Here is a 15,596-nt window from a genome sequence, read left to right on the forward strand (position 1 = left end):
TACAAGCCTGTCACTGCCGAGCCTACCAGCCCACCTCACGCGCTTTGTTCCCCTGATGCCCACGGCCCCTTCGCCCGCGCTGCCCACTCCGCCGCCCGAAATCCGGGCCAACCAGCACATCTACTCCGACTACTTCGACGAGCAGTTCGTCTGGCAGCTCGACAAGCACATCCTGCAGCTGCTCGACCGGGTCTGGTTCCGCTCCGAACTGGTGGGCTTCGACGACTACCCCCAGCGCAACAACCCCGACCGGCCGCTAATTTTTGCCTCCAACCACTCGGGCATGGCCTTTCCCTGGGATGCCATGGTGGCCCTGTCGCACCTGTGGCGCACCCTGCCCGACCTGCGGGACCTGCCCCGGCCGCTGTCGGCACCCATGTTGTCGCAGTCGGCGCTGATGAACCCGTTTCTGATCCGCAACTTCTGGAAGCGCTGCGGCTGCGTGGATGCCACCACGCTGAACTTCGAGACGATGATGTACTACAACGACCACAACCTGATGCTCTACCCCGAGGGGGTGCCGGGCATCGGCAAGGGGTTCAACCGCAAGTACCAGTTTCAGCGCCTGGCTACCAGCATCATCCGCCTAGGCATCCAGCACCGCACCGATATTGTGCCGTTCTACACCATCAACGGCGAGTACCTCAACCCCTACACCTACAGCTGGGACTGGGTCAATAACCTGAGCAAGAAAATCGGGATTCCCTTTATTCCCATCGGGCCCATTATCCTGATGGTGCTGCTACAGCCCTGGTTTTTCTACATGGCCTACCCGGCCAAGCTTACCTTCGTGCTCGGCACCCGCATCAAGCCCTACGAACTGACCGACAAGCGCCACGACGAGCTTACCCGCGCCGAGTACGAGGCGCTTTCCAACCAGGTGCGGGCCCAAATGCAGGCCGAAATGGACGCCGCCGTGCGGCGCCACGGCCAGCACCCGTACCGCTGGAAGGAAATGTGGCAGCGCATGCGCGAAAACCGGCGCTACTTCCCGTTTTTCCTGCCCTTTGCCTGGCCCGCGCTGTTCACCGAGTTTGAGCGGCAGTACTCCCAAAACCCCCAAGGCAACATCAGCCTGAACCTGACCAGCCCCGGCGCCTGGCTGCGCATGATCTGGCGCAACCCGTTCACGCTGAGCTTTTTTATTCCACTTCTGGGCTGGATTCCCATTGCTATCCGCGGCTACAAAGGCCACAAGCTGGGCAGTAAGCCGAATTCCTAGCCTGACTATCCTTGCGAATCCGGGCGCTCCCCCGAAACCTGTTCTGTTTCAGGGAGTAAAAGGCAGTAGCCGGCCTGCTTCCGCCATTTTTGCCACCTCGTTTCCGGCATTGTCCCCGGCCCGGTTGGCTTCCCGCCCTTGCCTTCCTTCCCACGTTCTAGTTCCGCGTCCGAATGCCTTCCCACCAGCATTTGCTTCTCAAACAATTTCTGACGGCTGCCACCGGCCCACTGGCCCGCCAGCAACCCAGCCTCGGCAGCCTGCGCCTGGGCCTGGAAATCGGCAGCCTGTTTCAGTTTCTGCCCTGGGGCGTTTATCTCGAAAGCATCCGGATTGAAGGCATGGCCGCCGAGTGGATCCGGCCCAAAAACGCGCCCGCCGGCCGAGTGTTGCTGTATCTGCACGGGGGCGGTTACGTACTGGGCTCCCTGAACACCCACCGCAGCCTGGTAGGTACGCTGGCCCAGCGCTGCAACCTGCACGCCTTGGCCGTCGACTACCGCAAGGCGCCCGACTACCCGTTTCCGGCCGCCCTTGACGATGCCCGGCTGGCTTACCGCTGGCTCTTAGAGCAGGGCTACCAGCCTCACAACATCATCGTAGCCGGTGACTCGGCCGGGGGCGGGCTGGCTCTGGCGCTGCTCATTGCCCTGCGCGACGAGAAACTGCCGCTGCCCGCCGCCGCCGTCTGCCTCTCGCCCTGGACCGACCTAGTGCTGCCCACGGCCCTGATCCGGCGCGTGGCCCACGAGGAATTGCAGCTGCTCGAGGCCCTGACTATCCGGGGCTGGGGCGGGCAGTACGCCGCCGAAGTACCCCTCACGCACCCGCTCGTGTCGCCGACCCAGGCTGATTTGCGGAATTTGCCCCCGCTGCTGATTCAGGTGTCGGATGCCGAGGTGCTCTGCGACGAAGTACTGGGCTTTGCCGGCAAGGCCAGCCGGGCCGGGGTGCCCGTCACGCTCCAGACGTTTGAGGGGCTGGTGCACTGGTGGCACCTGTTCTGGCGCCTCGTGCCCGAGGCCCGGCTGGCCCTCGACCAAGTGGCCGTCTTCACCAACGGCATCTGGGCTGCTCAGGCCGAAGCAGCGCGGCTGGTAAGGGAGGCGCGCCGCTCAAAAACTGCTGCCGCCCGACTCCGGGCTCATTCCTGACCCAATTCCTCGGCCGCGCCTAGGATGATTTTTTCTCGTTTCAGCTCCCGAAAACTGCCGTGCGAATGGCCCGCGACAAAAATTCTAGTCTCACTGCCAACTATATAGCCATGTTTTTGTAGGTTTGCTGAAATTACTCGGCTTGCATACTATTTTAGCGGGCCACTGACCTTAAAACCGCGTCTTTCGTTTCCCTCCAACCCATTTAAACCCTCAGCACCATGGAAGATTTGTTTAAGAAATTCATCAATGCCGGCGTCGGTTTCGCGTCGCTGACCAGTGACCGGGTGCAGACCGCCATCGACGCCCTGGTGAAGGAAAGCAAGTTGTCGGAGCAGGAAGGGAAGAAGATCATGGACGACTTGAAGAAGAACTCCGAAACCAAGCGTAAGGAGCTCGAAAAGCAGTTTAGTGGCATTGCCTCCAAGCTGATGAAAAGCGTGGGCGTAGCCTCCAACTCCGACGTGGAGGAGCTCAAGCGCAGCGTGAAAGGCGGCTCGAAGTCGTCGGCCTCCGCGGCGGGCAGCAAGAGCAGCGCCAAGCCTGCTTCGAGCGCCACGACCAAAGCCGCCGGCGCCACCAAAAAAGCCGCCGACAAAGTGAGCAGCGCCGCCGGCTCGGCCCAGAAGTCGGCGGCTGCGAAGGCTGGGGCTGCCAAGTCGGCCGCCAAGCCCGCCGTCAAAAAGGAAGCTCCGAAAGCCTCGGAAAGCGGCAGCAGCGCCTCGTAGGCTGCTGGTACCGTGCCCAAACAAAGCCAGTGCCCCGAATGCGCGGGCACTGGCTTTTTTGTGCGCGAGCCCCGGCTCCGCCGCTTTTATCGTGCCTAACTCAGCAGCTTGCTGCCCCGGCGGCGGCAAGCTGCTGATTAGCGCTTATTTTGCGTTCCTCAATCTTCCCTGATTCTGCTTCTGCGCCGGCTATGTTTAAAAACACAATTTCCAATCTGAGCCGCATCCGGCAGGTAGTGGAAGTGCTGGTGCGCTACGGGTTCGAGGACGTGGTGACCAACACCGCCCTGCGCCGGCTCATCACCGAAAAGCGCCGCGGCTCCTGGCAGCACGCCGATAAAGCCGTGTTTGAAACCACCCGCTGGGAACGAATCCGGATGGTGATTGAGGAGCTCGGTCCCACGTTTATCAAGCTGGCCCAGGCCCTGAGCAACCGCGCCGACCTGCTCCCGCAGCCGCTCATCGACGAGTTTGAAAAGCTGCAGAGCGACGTGCCGCCCTTCGACGTGGCCCTGGCTCGGCAGATTATCGAGCGGGAGCTGGGCCGGCCGATTACGGAGGTGTTCAGCGAGTTTGAGGAAAAGCCTCTGGGCTCCGCCAGCATCGGGCAGGTGCACAAAGCGCGCCTGCTGACCGGCGAGCTGGTAGTGGTGAAGGTGCAGCGCCCCGACGTGCAGGAGAAAGTGCGCACCGACCTGAGCCTGCTTCACGAGCTGGTGCGCCTGACGGCCGGCTTTCTGCGCAACCACGGCCTGGGCAACCCTCAGGACATCGTGGATGCCTTCGAGCGCAGCATGATGAAGGAGCTCGACTACACCTCCGAGGCCCGCAGCATGGACCAGTTCCGCAAGCTCTACGAGGCCTACGAGACCTTCTACATTCCCAAGCCCTACCGGGAGCTGTCGACGAGCAAAATCCTGGTCATTGAGTTTGTCAGCGGCTGCAAGATTTCCGACAAGGAGCAGCTGCTGGCCTGGGGGCTGAGTCCGGCCACGGTGGCCGAAACGGGCATGGACATCTACCTGACCCAGATCTTCGAGTTCGGGATTTTTCACGCCGACCCCCACCCGGGCAACGTGCTGGTGCGGCCCGACGGCACGCTGGTGCTCATCGACTTCGGGATGGTGGGCAAGCTCACCAAGCAGCAGAAATACGCCTTTGCGGGCGTCTTCATCGGCATGGCCCGGCAGGATGCACGCAGCATGGCCCTGAACTTCCGCCGCCTGGCCCTCACGGCCGACATCCCGGACATGCGCCGGTTCGAGGCCGACCTCAACGAGCTCATCGAGGACTTTACGACCCTGGACGTGAAGGAAATGAGCATGGGCGACCTAGCCGACCGGCTCCAGGTAATCATCTACGACTACAAGCTCCAGGTGCCCGGGGCCGTGTTTCTGATCCTGCGGGCCTTGGTGATTCTGGAAGGCATCGGCAAGGTGCTGCACCCGCACTTCAACACGTTTGAGTTTGTGCGACCTTACGGGGCCCGCATCATCGCCGAGCAGTATTCGGCCGACAACATTCTCAGCGAGGCCCAGTACACGGGCACCCAGCTGCTGGCCCTGCTCACCACGCTGCCCACCGACGTGCGCCAGATCATGCGCAAGATTTCCCGGGGCGAGCTGCGGGTGAAGGTGGAGCTGAGCGGCTACCAGGCCCTGATGCGCAAGGCCGACCAGCTCGTCTCGCGCACCATCATTGCCCTGCTGGCAGTGGCGTTTCTGCTGTTTTCGGGCCTGAGTTTGCTCGGGCGCTATTCCCCGGCAATGCCCTACTACCGCGGTATGCCCGCCGTTACGTGGTGGGGCTTCAGCATCACGTCGTTCCTGCTGCTGATCCTGCTGATCCTGGGCACCAAAAAGGAGCGCAAATAGCCGACTTGTTTGTCCGGCCGGCGGGGTGGGCTGGGTGCAGAGGCCGTCCGCCCCAATCCTCGTTTCTTCTCCTGAATTCTATGCCCGAACTGGATGTTAGCCTTTTCCGTCGCGACGCTTTGGTGCGGCAGCTGCGCGAGCAGCCGGTCTGGGACCTGCTTGTTATCGGCGGCGGGGCCACCGGGCTGGGCGTGGCCCTCGACGGCATCAGCCGGGGCTACAAGACCCTGCTGCTGGAGCAGGTTGACTTTGCCAAGGGCACCAGCAGCCGCAGCACCAAGCTCGTGCACGGCGGGGTGCGCTACCTGGCCCAGGGCGACGTAGGGCTGGTGCGCGAAGCCCTGCACGAGCGGGGGCTGCTGCTGCAAAATGCGCCCCATCTGGTCCGGAACCAGGATTTTATCATTCCCAACTACTCCTGGTGGGGCGGGTCTTTCTACACCATCGGGCTGAAGCTCTACGACCTGCTGGCCGGCCGCCTTAGTCTGGGCGCGTCCCGGCACCTGAGCCGGGCTGAGACCCTGGCCCGCCTGGGCAACCTGCGGGCGCAAGGTTTGCGGGGCGGCGTGCTCTACCACGATGGGCAGTTTGACGACGCCCGCCTGGCCGTCAACCTGGCCCAGACGGCCGTGGAGCGGGGCGGTACGCTGCTCAACCATTGCGCCGTGGGTGGTTTGCTCAAGGATGGGCAGGGGCAGCTGACCGGCGTGGTGGCTACCGACCAGGAAACGGGTACTGTCTACGAACTGCGGGCCAAGGCCGTGGTGAATGCCACTGGGGTGTTTGTCGATGAGATTCGGCAGCTCGACCAGCCCGGGGCCCGTCCGTTGGTTCGGCCCAGTCAGGGCGTGCATCTGGTGCTGGACCGGTCATTTCTGCCCGGCAACGCGGCTTTGCTGATTCCGAAGACCGACGACGGGCGGGTGTTGTTTGTCGTGCCCTGGCACGGGCGCGTAGTGGTAGGCACGACCGATACGCCCATCGAAAAAGCTAGTGCGGAGCCCCGGGCCCTGGAGAAGGAAATTGAGTTTGTCCTGCGCACGGCCGCCCGCTACCTGACCCGCGCGCCCCAACGCCACGACGTCCGCAGCGTTTTTGCCGGCCTGAGGCCCCTGGCCGCACCGACGACGGGTTCGGCAAAAACCAGGGAAATTTCGCGCAGCCACAAAATCCTGGTGTCGGTGGCGGGGCTGATTACCATCACGGGCGGCAAGTGGACCACCTACCGGCGGATGGGGGAGGATGCCGTTGATAAAGCCATTGCCCTGGGCAAGCTGCCGCCGGCCCCGAGCCAGACGGCCCACCTGCCTATCCACGGCGCTCAAGCCTCTGCCGACCAGCGCAACCATCTCTCCGGGTACGGCACCGACCAGCCAGCCCTGCTCCAACTCGTAGCCGCGCAGCCGGAGTTGGGGGAGAAGCTGGACACCGCCCTCGAATTCTTGAAAGCAGAAATAGTGTGGGCGGCGCGCTACGAAATGGCCCGCACCGTGGAAGACGTGCTGGCCCGCCGGGTCCGGGTGCTGTTTCTCGATGCCGCCGCTGCCATCCGCGTGGCCCCAGCCGTAGCCGCGCTGCTGGCCCGGGAGCTGGGCTTCAACGTGGCCTGGGAGCAGCAGCAGGTAGCCGAGTTCACCCAGCTGGCCCGGCAATACCTGCTGGCCACTGCCTCCTAGCCGGACTGGGGCGCTTTGCGTAAGATAGGCCGTGAGGGGTAGACGCTCACTCAGCCTCCAGCACTTCCTGCACCACTGCTTCCTGTTTGTACTGGTTGAAGCTTACTACCTCTACCTGCAGGGCGGCGCCCACGTAGCAGGCAATTCGTAAGGCCATTTTGTAGGTTGGGCAACGAAACAGCACGACCCCCTGAGTTGAGTTGGGCACGGAAAGCAGCACAATGTACTCGACGTTGCGCTGTTCGGCGCCGTCTTCGTTGTCTATTGTAAGCTTTGAAAAGTAGCGGATAACCACCCGCTGAGCGGCGGGCAGGGGCTGCCAGCGGCAAAAGGCAAGGCCGAATACGTGGATACCGAGCCGAAATTGCCGACCGGGAACATCCAGCTCAAGCTTGGTGACACCCAGGGATACGGCGGCCGTGAGCCCGAAAATCAGCGCGGCTGCCGGGTAGTGGCCGAGCCAGACCAGCAAGCCGGTCAGCAGGGCCGCGTACAGCCAGTGGATGTAGTGCGTCCGGTGGATAACCAGCGCCGACGAATGCAGTGAACGGGTAACCGACATAGGCGCGAAGCAAGCAAAAAACAGCCCGTCCGGCAAAGCAGAACGGGCTGGGTAAGGCGGCAAAATTTACCAGCTCTTACTTCAACTGCATGTCCTCAATGATAAGATTGATGTAGTCACCAAGCTTGGCATTGACCTGGTCGAAGTCGACGGCGGAGCCCAGCGGGTTTCGCACGCTGAAGTAGAACTTGATCTTGGGCTCGGTGCCAGAGGGGCGGGCCGAGACCTTGCTGCCGTCGGCGAGGATGAACTGGAGCACGTTGGAGCTTTCCAGGCCGGTGCCGGTTTCGGCGCCGGTGAGCAGGTTGCGGATGACGCCGGTCTTGTAGTCGCGCAGCTCCACCACGGGCTGGTTGGCAATGGTTTTGGGCGGGTTGGCGCGCAGGCTGCGCATCATCTCCTGAATTTCCTCGGCCCCGCGCTGGCCCTTCTTGGTGAGCGAAATCAGGTCTTCCTTGTACAGGCCGTACTCGGTGTACATCTGCACCATGGCCTCGTAGAGCGATTGGCCCCGGTCCTTGGCCACGGCCGCCATTTCGGCGATGATGGCGCAGGCCGAAATCGAGTCTTTGTCGCGCACGAAGTCGCCAATCATGTAGCCGTAGCTTTCCTCGCCACCGCCGATGTAGGTTTCGCGGCCTTCCCGCTCGCGGATGATGCCGGCAATGTACTTGAAGCCGGTCAGCGTCTGGTAGGCCGTCACGCCGTAGTTACGGGCAATGTCGCTGAGCACGTCGCTGGTCACGATGGTGTAGACGATGAAGTCCTTGTCGGTCATCTTGCCGGCTTCCTTGCGGGCCGAAAGCAGGTACTGGGTGAGCAGGGCGGCGGTCTGGTTGCCATTGAGCAGCACCCACTCGCCGGCCGTGTTCTTGACGCCAATGCCGATGCGGTCCGCGTCGGGGTCGGTGGCCAGCACGAGGTCGGCATCCTGGGCTTTGGCCTGGTCGAGGGCCATCTGCATGGCTACTTTCTCCTCGGGGTTGGGCGACAGCACGGTGGGGAAATTGCCGTCGGGCGTGGCCTGGGCCTCCACGATGCTCACGTTGGTGAAGCCGAACTTGGCCAGGGCCTTGGGCACCATCGTGATGCCGGTGCCGTGCAGGGGCGTGTACACGATTTTCAAATCGTGCTGGCGCTGGATGGCGGCGGGGTTGATGCTAAGCTTGTGCACCTCGTTGAGGTACGCCTCATCCATATCCGCGCCCAGGGTGTGGATGCGCGAAGGGTCGGCGGTGAACTTCACCTCGTCGGGACTCTGGATGGCTTCTACTTCGGCAATGATGTTCTTGTCGTGGGGGGCCACGACCTGGGAGCCGTCGGCCCAGTACACCTTGTAGCCATTGTACTCCTTGGGGTTGTGGGAGGCCGTAATCACGCAGCCGCTCTGGCAGCCCAGGTGGCGGATGGCGAAGGACAGCTCGGGCGTGGGCCGCAGGGCCTCAAACAGGTAGGCCGTAATGCCGTTGGCGGAGAAGATGCCGGCGGCAATTTCGGCGAATTCCCGGCTGTTGTTGCGCGAGTCGTGGGCCAGGGCCACCTTGATTTCCTGATTGGGGAAGCTCTTGAGCAGGTAGTTGCTCAACCCCTGGGTGGCCATGCCCAGGGTGTAGCGGTTCATGCGGTTGGAGCCCGCGCCCATGATGCCGCGCAGGCCGCCGGTGCCGAATTCGAGGGTGCGGTAGAAGGCGTCGCTGAGGGCCTCGTCCTGGCCGGAGTCGAGCAGCTGCTGGATGGAAGCTTTGGTATCAGCGTCGTAGTTGCCGGTCAGCCAGGAGTTGACGCGGGTCTGGATTTCGGGAGTGAGGGCCATGCGCAAGTGCGGTGTTGGAAAGAGAGGGGTATGAACGGGCGTAAAGAAAACAGGTTTTGGCTTGAGTTGCGCGGTGACGACTCGTGGCATTACGAGCGGAGCGAAGCAATCCGTCCGGAACAGTACCGAAAGCCTCGTTAACGGAAATGCCCCGACGTCGGGCCAACGTCGGGGCTTTTAGGAGAAAAAAGGGCTATGCACATTGGAGCGGACAGCTTGCTTCGTCTCTGCTTGATGCGCAGAATGCTCGCAATGACAGGCGGCTACAGGTTGCCGCGCAGGGCCTGCTCCCGCTCGATGCTTTCGAACAGGGCCTTGAAGTTGCCTTTGCCGAAGCTCTTGGCGCCCTTGCGCTGGATAATTTCGAAGAACACGGTGGGCCGGTCCTCCACGGGCTTGGTGAAAATCTGGAGCAGGTAGCCTTCCTCGTCCCGGTCGACGAGCAGGTTCAGGGCCTTGAGCGACTCCAGGTCCTCGTCGATGGCGCCGATGCGCTCCAGCAGGTCTTCGTAGTAAGCCCCGGGCACGGTCAGGAACTCCACGCCGCGGCGGCGCAGCTCGGTCACGGTCGCGCGGATGTCCTTGGTGGCAATGGCAATGTGCTGGACGCCGGGGGAGTGGTAGTAGTCAAGGTATTCCTCAATCTGGGACTTCTTCTTGCCCTCGGCTGGCTCGTTGATGGGAAATTTCACGTAGCCGTTGCCATTCGATACCACCTTCGACATGAGTGCCGAGTACTCAGTGCTGATGTCCTCGTCGTCGAAGGTGAGCAGGAGCTTGAAGCCCATCACGTCCTCGTAGAACTTCACCCACTGGTTCATTTCGCCCCAGCCGACGTTGCCCACGCAGTGGTCGACGTGCAGCAGACCGACCGGGTTTTGCTGGGGCACCAGGCCCGACTTGGGCACGAAGCCCGGCATGAAGGCGCCGGTGTAGTTGGTGCGCTCCACGAAGGTGTGCACGCTCTCCCCGTAGGTGTAGATGCCCGACAGCGTTACGCTGCCAAATTCATCCTCGATGGTATACGGCTCGAAAGCCGAGCGGGCCCCGCGCTTGGTGGTTTCTTCCCACGACTTGCGGGCGTCGTCGACCCACAGAGCCATCACCTTCACCCCGTCGCCGTGCTGGGCGACGTGCCGGGTGATGTCGGAGTCGGGCAGCAGGGAGGTGGTGAGCACAAAGCGGATTTTGCCCTGCTGCAGTACGTACGAAGCCCGGTCGCGCAGGCCGGTTTCGGGGCCGGCGTAGGCCACCAGCTCGAAGCCGAAAGCGGCTTGGTAGAAGTAGGCCGACTGCTTGGCATTACCGACGTAGAACTCCACGAAGTCGGTGCCCTTCAGGGGCAGAAAATCGTGGGCGGGATGGGCCTGAACCTCGGGCGAAGTCATGGTTTGCATGGCAAGAAGAATAAGGGACGGGTGGAAATGCGGTTGTGCCGGTAAAAATACGGGTTTGCGGCAATTCGTTCCCGTCGAGCTGAATTAGCCCAGAGCCCAGCTGCGCGCACTTGGTAGTTTGCGCGCCAGAACAATACCCCAACCGCGCGAGGCCCCCGCAGACTTCACCTGCCGGTCGGCGCCGCGAAAGTTCGCGCTACAGCTGGATTCCGGGCGGCCATTTCGTACAATTGCAGAATCCTACGCACCTTTGTGCCTTAACCAATTGCACCCCGTGGCTATGAATAAAGAGGACCTGAACCGCGCCCTCGTTTCGCTGATCGAGAAAAAGCAGGAGCTGCATAAGCTATCCTACGACGATACCCGCTACGACGACGTGGAGGAAGAACTCCACGATCTGGAAGACGACTTCAACGAGGAGTACGGCTCCTACCTGGAGGAAGTGCTGGAGAAAGTCCACGAGAAGCTCTGCCCCGATACCGACGTGCTGCTGCCCACGGCCTACCTGCCCAACGACATCGGCGGCGACACCGGCTACGTGCCCTCCCACAAGGAAGGCGTCTGGGTTGATTCCGACGAGTTTCCCGGCAAGGAAGCCCGCCTCGTGCTCGTGCCCAACCCCACCCGCCTGATTTTGTCGGTGGGCAAAACCGTGCGCAAGGAAGTGTGGAAAGCCTAGCCCGCGGCTGGTAACTACGACTCCGGCATTCTGAAGTGGCCGCTCAATGATCCAGCCCGGATTCGTTGAGCGGCCACCTCGTGATACGCGGGTTCTACTCCTGATTTACTGTAGCTATGATATACCGCATTGCCGAGCTGGCCGACTGGGAAGCGGCCCAGCAAACCGGCTTTTTCGCCAGCGCCGACCTATCGGCCGAGGGCTTTATTCACGCTTCCGAGCTCTATCAGGTGCTGGGCACGGCCAACCGCTACTACGCCGGCCGTCAGGACCTCGTGCTGCTCGAACTCGACGAGGCGGAGCTGTGGGTGGCCGCCGTGCCTGTGCAGCGCGAGTACGCCGAGGCCCGCGACGACTACTTTCCCCACATTCTGGCCCCCGTGCCGCTGGCCGCCGTGGCGCGGGCTTTGCCGTTTGCCGCCGGCCCGGATCAGCAGTTCGCCTTGCCCCCGGAGCTGGAAGACTAAGCCAGCTTTAGGCCCCCTGCCGCGCTGCCTGCAACCTTGGCAGCGGCGGCCGGCTCCCATCTGTATACTTAACTATCTATAGCTCGTTATGAAAACCCATTACCTGCTCGGCCGGTGGGCCGGTCCGGCGCTGGCCCTGCTGCTTACGGCCTGCGCCCCCTCGTACTACCTCACCGTGCGGCCCAGCGAGGCGCCCGACGAGGGGCACGACGGGCACCAGCGCCTGCTGGCCGAAGTCGACAGCGTGGAGATGATTCTCAGCTACGCTCACCAGCGGGGTCAGGAGCTGCTCTTCGATGCCGAGGTGCGCAATAACTCCACCCGCCCGATTCTGGTCGACCCGGCGCAGTTCTACTACTATCCGGCCCTGACGCCGGCCGCAGCGGCCCCGGTTGGCACTCCCGTTGTCCTGCAGCCCCGCGTGGCGGCCGTTGACCCGGAAGGGCGGCTCACTCAGCTTGCGGGCACGCTCAGCACCGAAGACCGCAAAGCCACCGGGATGAGCGGCTGGGAATGGCTCACGATAGCAGGCAACCTGAGTGCCGACGCCACGGCCAAAAAACGCAAGGAAACCGAGCAGCAGACCTACCAGCGCAAGCTGCAGTACGAAAAAGACATGCGCGAATACGACAACAGCCGCGCCCAGCACGCCGAAGCCGCCGACCGTACCGCCCGGGAATTGGACCTGTGGCAGTTTAGCCTGTTGCGCAAAGCGCTGTTGCCGCCCGGGGAAAAAGTGCGCGGCTACCTCGTCTTCCCCGTCCTCGACCAAACGGCCCAACTCCGGGTCAGCACCCCCATCGGGCCGCGCCCCTTCTCGTTTGAGTTTGAGCAGCAGCAGCGTCCGTACTAAAAACGCCGTTTACTGCTCGTTCAGATTCCAGTTGTAGTCCTGGAAGCCGATTTTGGCCTTGTCGTCGAGCTTGGTTTTCGAGTACCGGTTCACCCACTTCACGACCGACTGTCCGTTCTCGTTCCAGTCGGCCTTATACCAGTCGAAATACTTGGAAAGCTGTGCTGCATCCTTGCTAACCTTGTTCTTGGCGGGGGTGTTCAGAAAGTCCCGTCCCTGGTCGTCGAGCTGGGCATCGAGCCGGGCGGCAGTGTAGGCCTCGTTGCGTAGGCGAGGGCAGGAAATGGACGCGCACACCAACGCAAAGTGAATGCGCGGGTCGTTGAACTTTTTGCGCAAAGTGCCGTGCTCAATGGCGTCGAGGCTCATCTTCTTGCCGCCGATGCTGAAAAACTCGGCCGCCCAAGGCGTGGTCACGAACGGAATCTGGATTTTGGAGCCGATATCCTTGATGCTTTGCACTGGGTAGTGGTCCAGAATCAGGCGGATGGTGTAGGCGTTATAGGCGTTAATCCAGTACGCCATCTGCTCGGCCCGGCTCCAGGAGTCGGCGGGCGGAGTTCGGCTAAGCAGATCCAGGTACTGGGTGAAGGCCTTCTGGTCGGCTAGGAAGCCCTTGTAATTCACCAGCCCTCTCGCATTGACGTGCTTTTTGAGCAGCTTGTCGAACAGGCTATGGTCAATGGCGGGGGCTGCAAGGGTAGTTGGAACGCCGGGAGCGGAGGCCGTAGAGTAGGTCGGGGAAAGCGCCGCCAGGGCCGCCAGCAGCGGGAGGGAAGTTAGGTTCATGCCGGAGAAAGTTACGGGCCATATACGGAAGCTGGCCCCGGGAAAGATTGGCCCGGCTGCGTTGTCAACCTCAGCAAAAGCACAAGCCCCCGCCGGGGTAGGGGCGGGGGCTTGTGAAAGCAGAGTAGCTTCGCGGCTAGACGAACTCGGCCAACTCCAGCCACCGTTCGCCCTTGGTGTCGAGGGCGGCATCGGTACGCTTAAGCTCGGCGGCCCAGTCAGCCAGTTCCTGGTGGGAGCCGGTGCCGGCGTTGAGCTGGTCGATCAGCTGCTGCTTGCGGGTTTCGAGCTGCTCAAGTTCCTTTTCCAGGGTTTCGTACTCCTTCTTCTCGGCAAACGTGGCTTTGCGCTTGGGGGCTGCCGCGGCCGGCGCCGACGTTGGAGCTACCGGGGCGGCGGAAGGAGCCACGCCGGCCGCGGCTTTGGCCGTCTGGGCCTTCTCGCGGGCGTACTCGGCCGAATTATTCTCCTTCTGCCACTCGCGGTAGTCGGTGTAGTTGCCGGGAAACTGCCGGATCTGCCCGCCGGGCTCCAGCACGAATACGTGCTCCACCAGGGCATCCATGAAGTACCGGTCGTGGGAGACGATGAGCAGGCAGCCGGCGAAATTCAGCAGGAATTCCTCCAGAATGTTGAGCGTGATGATGTCCAGGTCGTTGGTGGGCTCGTCGAGAATCAGAAAGTTTGGGTTCTTGATGAGCACCCGTAGCAGCTGCAGGCGGCGCTTTTCGCCCCCGCTGAGCTTGCTGACCAGCGTGTACTGCTGGGCCGGCGGAAACTGGAAGTGCTGCAAAAACTGCGAGGCCGTCACGACTTCGCCGTTGGCCATTTCCACCACCTCGGCCACTTCCTTCACGATGTCAATCACGCGCTGGCTTTCGTCAAATTCCAGCTCGGTCTGGGTGTAGTAGCCAAACACGGTGGTCTGCCCCGCATCGACGGTGCCGGAGTCGGGCTGGAGGCGGCCGGTGAGCATGTTCAGCAGCGTCGACTTGCCCGCCCCGTTGGCCCCGATCAGGCCGATGCGGTCCTTTTTCTTGAACACGTAGCTGAAATCGTCGAGCACCACGTGGTTGCCAAACTGCTTGTGCAGGTGCTCGACCTCAATGATTTTGCCGCCCTGGCGGGTGGTTTTCACCGATAGCTCCATCTGTGGGCCGCCAATCTTGGTTTTGGCCTTTTCCTGGGTTTCGTAGAAGGCGTCGATGCGGGCTTTCTGCTTGGTGCCCCGGGCCTGGGGCTGGCGGCGCATCCACTCCAGCTCTTTACGGAGCAGATTGCGGGCCTTTTCCACCTCGGCCACCTCAATCTGCTCCCGCTCGGCCTTCTTCTCCACGAAGTACGAGTAGTTGCCCTGATAGCGGTGCACCCGGCCCTGGTCCATCTCCACAATTTCGTTGGCCACCTTGTCCAGGAAGTACCGGTCGTGGGTTACCATCAGCAGGGTGAGGGAAGGGGAGGCCAACCGGCTTTCGAGCCACTCGATGGTGTCGAGGTCAAGGTGGTTGGTGGGCTCGTCGAGAATCAGCACTTCGGGCTCTTCAATGAGCACCCGGGCCAGGGCCACGCGCTTGCGCTGCCCACCCGAAAGCATGCTCACCTTGCGCTCCAGCAGCTCGCCCAAAATGCCCAGGCGGCCCAGAATCTGCTTGACCTGAGCCTCGTAGTCCCAGGCGTTCAGCGCGTCCATCTGCTCCATCACCCGCTGCAAGTCGTCCGACTTGTGGTTGGGGTCATTCACGACGTGCTCATAGTCGCGGATGGCGGCCAGCGTGTCGTTTTGGGAGGCGAAGATGGTGGCTTCCACCGTCAGGTTTTCGTCGAACACCGGCTGCTGGCCCAGAAAGGCCACCCGGATGCCCTTGCGCACGCTCACCGAACCGGTGTCGGGCTGCTCTAGGCCCGCCAGGATTTTGAGCAGGGTAGTTTTGCCGGTGCCGTTGATGCCGACCAGCGCCACGCGCTGCCCCTGGTTCAGGCCAAAGCTCAGCTCGCGGAACAGCCAGCGGTCCGCGTAATTTTTTGAGAGGTTCTCTCCGGAAAGCAGATTCATGCCGCAAAGGTACGGCAAGGCCGCGCAGCAAGGAAACAGAATCCGGAATCAGTGGCTCCACCGGGCGGCCCGGCAGCGGTAGCGGCCTTCCAGGTATGCTGAGTTTTAAATAACCCGCACCCGGTCCAGGTTTCGGTCGTCGCGCAATATTTCCAGCCCCTTATAAGCCAGGGGCCTACCCGTGTTGGTGGTTAGCTCACCCCCGGCGCTGTGTTGGTAGGCCACGTCGAGCACCAGTTGGGTGTATTTGTGCTCCCCCAGTTCGATGGCCACCGGGCGGCCCCGGCCAGAATCGAAGGCGACGAGGGCGCGGTCAATTTCTTCCAGAA

14 protein-coding genes are annotated in these 15,596 nt (G+C 62.3%); 8 read left to right on the top strand and 6 right to left on the bottom strand.

The genetic code is table 11. The features are described from left to right. The first annotated feature begins 55 nt into the window (after nucleotides 1–55). The 5 genes from EWM57_RS17840 to EWM57_RS17860 all read left to right on the top strand — a co-directional run bounded on the left by EWM57_RS17840 (nucleotide 56) and on the right by EWM57_RS17860 (nucleotide 6,654). Nucleotides 56–1,222 carry a lysophospholipid acyltransferase family protein gene (locus EWM57_RS17840; RefSeq protein ID WP_129922558.1) on the top strand — a complete coding sequence of 389 codons (1,167 nt, stop codon included), beginning with the start codon at nucleotides 56–58 and terminating at the stop codon, nucleotides 1,220–1,222. Nucleotides 1,223–1,413: 191 nt separating this feature from the next. Further along, a complete protein-coding gene (locus EWM57_RS17845) occupies nucleotides 1,414–2,376 on the top strand; it encodes an alpha/beta hydrolase (protein ID WP_165370566.1) in 963 nt (320 codons plus the stop codon). 221 nt (nucleotides 2,377–2,597) lie between these two features. Beyond that, nucleotides 2,598–3,104 carry a phasin family protein gene (locus EWM57_RS17850; RefSeq protein WP_129922562.1) on the top strand — a complete coding sequence of 169 codons (507 nt, stop codon included), beginning with the start codon at nucleotides 2,598–2,600 and terminating at the stop codon, nucleotides 3,102–3,104. A gap of 191 nt (nucleotides 3,105–3,295) precedes the next feature. After that, complete coding sequence (locus EWM57_RS17855; RefSeq protein WP_129922564.1) at nucleotides 3,296–4,978, top strand: ABC1 kinase family protein; 1,683 nt, start codon at nucleotides 3,296–3,298, stop codon at nucleotides 4,976–4,978. Between the two features lie 80 nt (nucleotides 4,979–5,058). Then, nucleotides 5,059–6,654: a glycerol-3-phosphate dehydrogenase/oxidase gene (locus EWM57_RS17860; RefSeq protein WP_129922566.1), complete on the top strand. Its 1,596-nt coding sequence runs from the start codon at nucleotides 5,059–5,061 to the stop codon at nucleotides 6,652–6,654. Between the two features lie 46 nt (nucleotides 6,655–6,700). On the opposite strand, the gene EWM57_RS17865 is transcribed toward EWM57_RS17860, so the two are convergent. The 3 genes from EWM57_RS17865 to hppD all read right to left on the bottom strand — a co-directional run bounded on the left by EWM57_RS17865 (nucleotide 6,701) and on the right by hppD (nucleotide 10,426). Next, entirely contained in the window at nucleotides 6,701–7,216 is a 516-nt protein-coding gene (locus EWM57_RS17865; protein WP_129922568.1) for a hypothetical protein, read from the bottom strand. 76 nt (nucleotides 7,217–7,292) lie between these two features. Then, nucleotides 7,293–9,029, bottom strand: coding sequence for a phospho-sugar mutase (locus tag EWM57_RS17870; protein ID WP_207218347.1), 1,737 nt, complete (start codon nucleotides 9,027–9,029; stop codon nucleotides 7,293–7,295). A 263-nt stretch (nucleotides 9,030–9,292) separates the two neighbouring features. After that, complete coding sequence (gene hppD, locus EWM57_RS17875; protein ID WP_129922572.1) at nucleotides 9,293–10,426, bottom strand: 4-hydroxyphenylpyruvate dioxygenase; 1,134 nt, start codon at nucleotides 10,424–10,426, stop codon at nucleotides 9,293–9,295. Between the two features lie 280 nt (nucleotides 10,427–10,706). Between hppD and EWM57_RS17880 the strand changes: the two genes are divergently transcribed. From EWM57_RS17880 to EWM57_RS17890, 3 genes are all read left to right on the top strand, one after another. Beyond that, on the top strand, nucleotides 10,707–11,105 hold the full coding sequence (locus EWM57_RS17880) for a hypothetical protein (RefSeq protein ID WP_129922574.1): 399 nt from the start codon (nucleotides 10,707–10,709) through the stop codon (nucleotides 11,103–11,105). A gap of 116 nt (nucleotides 11,106–11,221) precedes the next feature. Next, entirely contained in the window at nucleotides 11,222–11,572 is a 351-nt protein-coding gene (locus EWM57_RS17885) for a DUF952 domain-containing protein (protein WP_129922576.1), read from the top strand. A gap of 88 nt (nucleotides 11,573–11,660) precedes the next feature. Continuing rightward, nucleotides 11,661–12,425 (top strand): hypothetical protein, encoded by a 765-nt coding sequence (locus tag EWM57_RS17890; protein WP_129922578.1) that lies wholly within the window; start codon nucleotides 11,661–11,663, stop codon nucleotides 12,423–12,425. Between the two features lie 9 nt (nucleotides 12,426–12,434). Here the strand turns inward: EWM57_RS17890 and EWM57_RS17895 are convergent, their stop codons facing one another. The 3 genes from EWM57_RS17895 to EWM57_RS21235 form a co-directional block, all read right to left on the bottom strand. Then, entirely contained in the window at nucleotides 12,435–13,214 is a 780-nt protein-coding gene (locus EWM57_RS17895) for a DUF547 domain-containing protein (protein WP_129922580.1), read from the bottom strand. 136 nt (nucleotides 13,215–13,350) lie between these two features. Then, nucleotides 13,351–15,267 (bottom strand): ABC-F family ATP-binding cassette domain-containing protein, encoded by a 1,917-nt coding sequence (locus EWM57_RS17900; protein ID WP_129922582.1) that lies wholly within the window; start codon nucleotides 15,265–15,267, stop codon nucleotides 13,351–13,353. A 105-nt stretch (nucleotides 15,268–15,372) separates the two neighbouring features. Continuing rightward, nucleotides 15,373–15,596, bottom strand: a 224-nt coding sequence (locus EWM57_RS21235; RefSeq protein WP_165370567.1) for a hypothetical protein, incomplete at its 5' end; no start/stop codon positions are given.

This window comes from Hymenobacter persicinus (genome assembly GCF_004167665.1).
In the GTDB taxonomy this organism is placed as follows: domain Bacteria; phylum Bacteroidota; class Bacteroidia; order Cytophagales; family Hymenobacteraceae; genus Hymenobacter; species Hymenobacter persicinus.

Coding starts and splice junctions, on each gene's coding strand:
- EWM57_RS17860 (WP_129922566.1), top strand. CDS start 5,059: ATGCCCGAACTGGATGTTAGCCTTTTCCGTCGCGACGCTTTGGTGCGG.
- EWM57_RS17870 (WP_207218347.1), bottom strand. CDS start 9,029: ATGGCCCTCACTCCCGAAATCCAGACCCGCGTCAACTCCTGGCTGACC.
- EWM57_RS17850 (WP_129922562.1), top strand. CDS start 2,598: ATGGAAGATTTGTTTAAGAAATTCATCAATGCCGGCGTCGGTTTCGCG.
- EWM57_RS17855 (WP_129922564.1), top strand. CDS start 3,296: ATGTTTAAAAACACAATTTCCAATCTGAGCCGCATCCGGCAGGTAGTG.
- EWM57_RS17900 (WP_129922582.1), bottom strand. CDS start 15,267: ATGAATCTGCTTTCCGGAGAGAACCTCTCAAAAAATTACGCGGACCGC.
- EWM57_RS17890 (WP_129922578.1), top strand. CDS start 11,661: ATGAAAACCCATTACCTGCTCGGCCGGTGGGCCGGTCCGGCGCTGGCC.
- hppD (WP_129922572.1), bottom strand. CDS start 10,426: ATGCAAACCATGACTTCGCCCGAGGTTCAGGCCCATCCCGCCCACGAT.
- EWM57_RS17840 (WP_129922558.1), top strand. CDS start 56: ATGCCCACGGCCCCTTCGCCCGCGCTGCCCACTCCGCCGCCCGAAATC.
- EWM57_RS17865 (WP_129922568.1), bottom strand. CDS start 7,216: ATGTCGGTTACCCGTTCACTGCATTCGTCGGCGCTGGTTATCCACCGG.
- EWM57_RS17895 (WP_129922580.1), bottom strand. CDS start 13,214: ATGAACCTAACTTCCCTCCCGCTGCTGGCGGCCCTGGCGGCGCTTTCC.
- EWM57_RS17880 (WP_129922574.1), top strand. CDS start 10,707: ATGAATAAAGAGGACCTGAACCGCGCCCTCGTTTCGCTGATCGAGAAA.
- EWM57_RS17885 (WP_129922576.1), top strand. CDS start 11,222: ATGATATACCGCATTGCCGAGCTGGCCGACTGGGAAGCGGCCCAGCAA.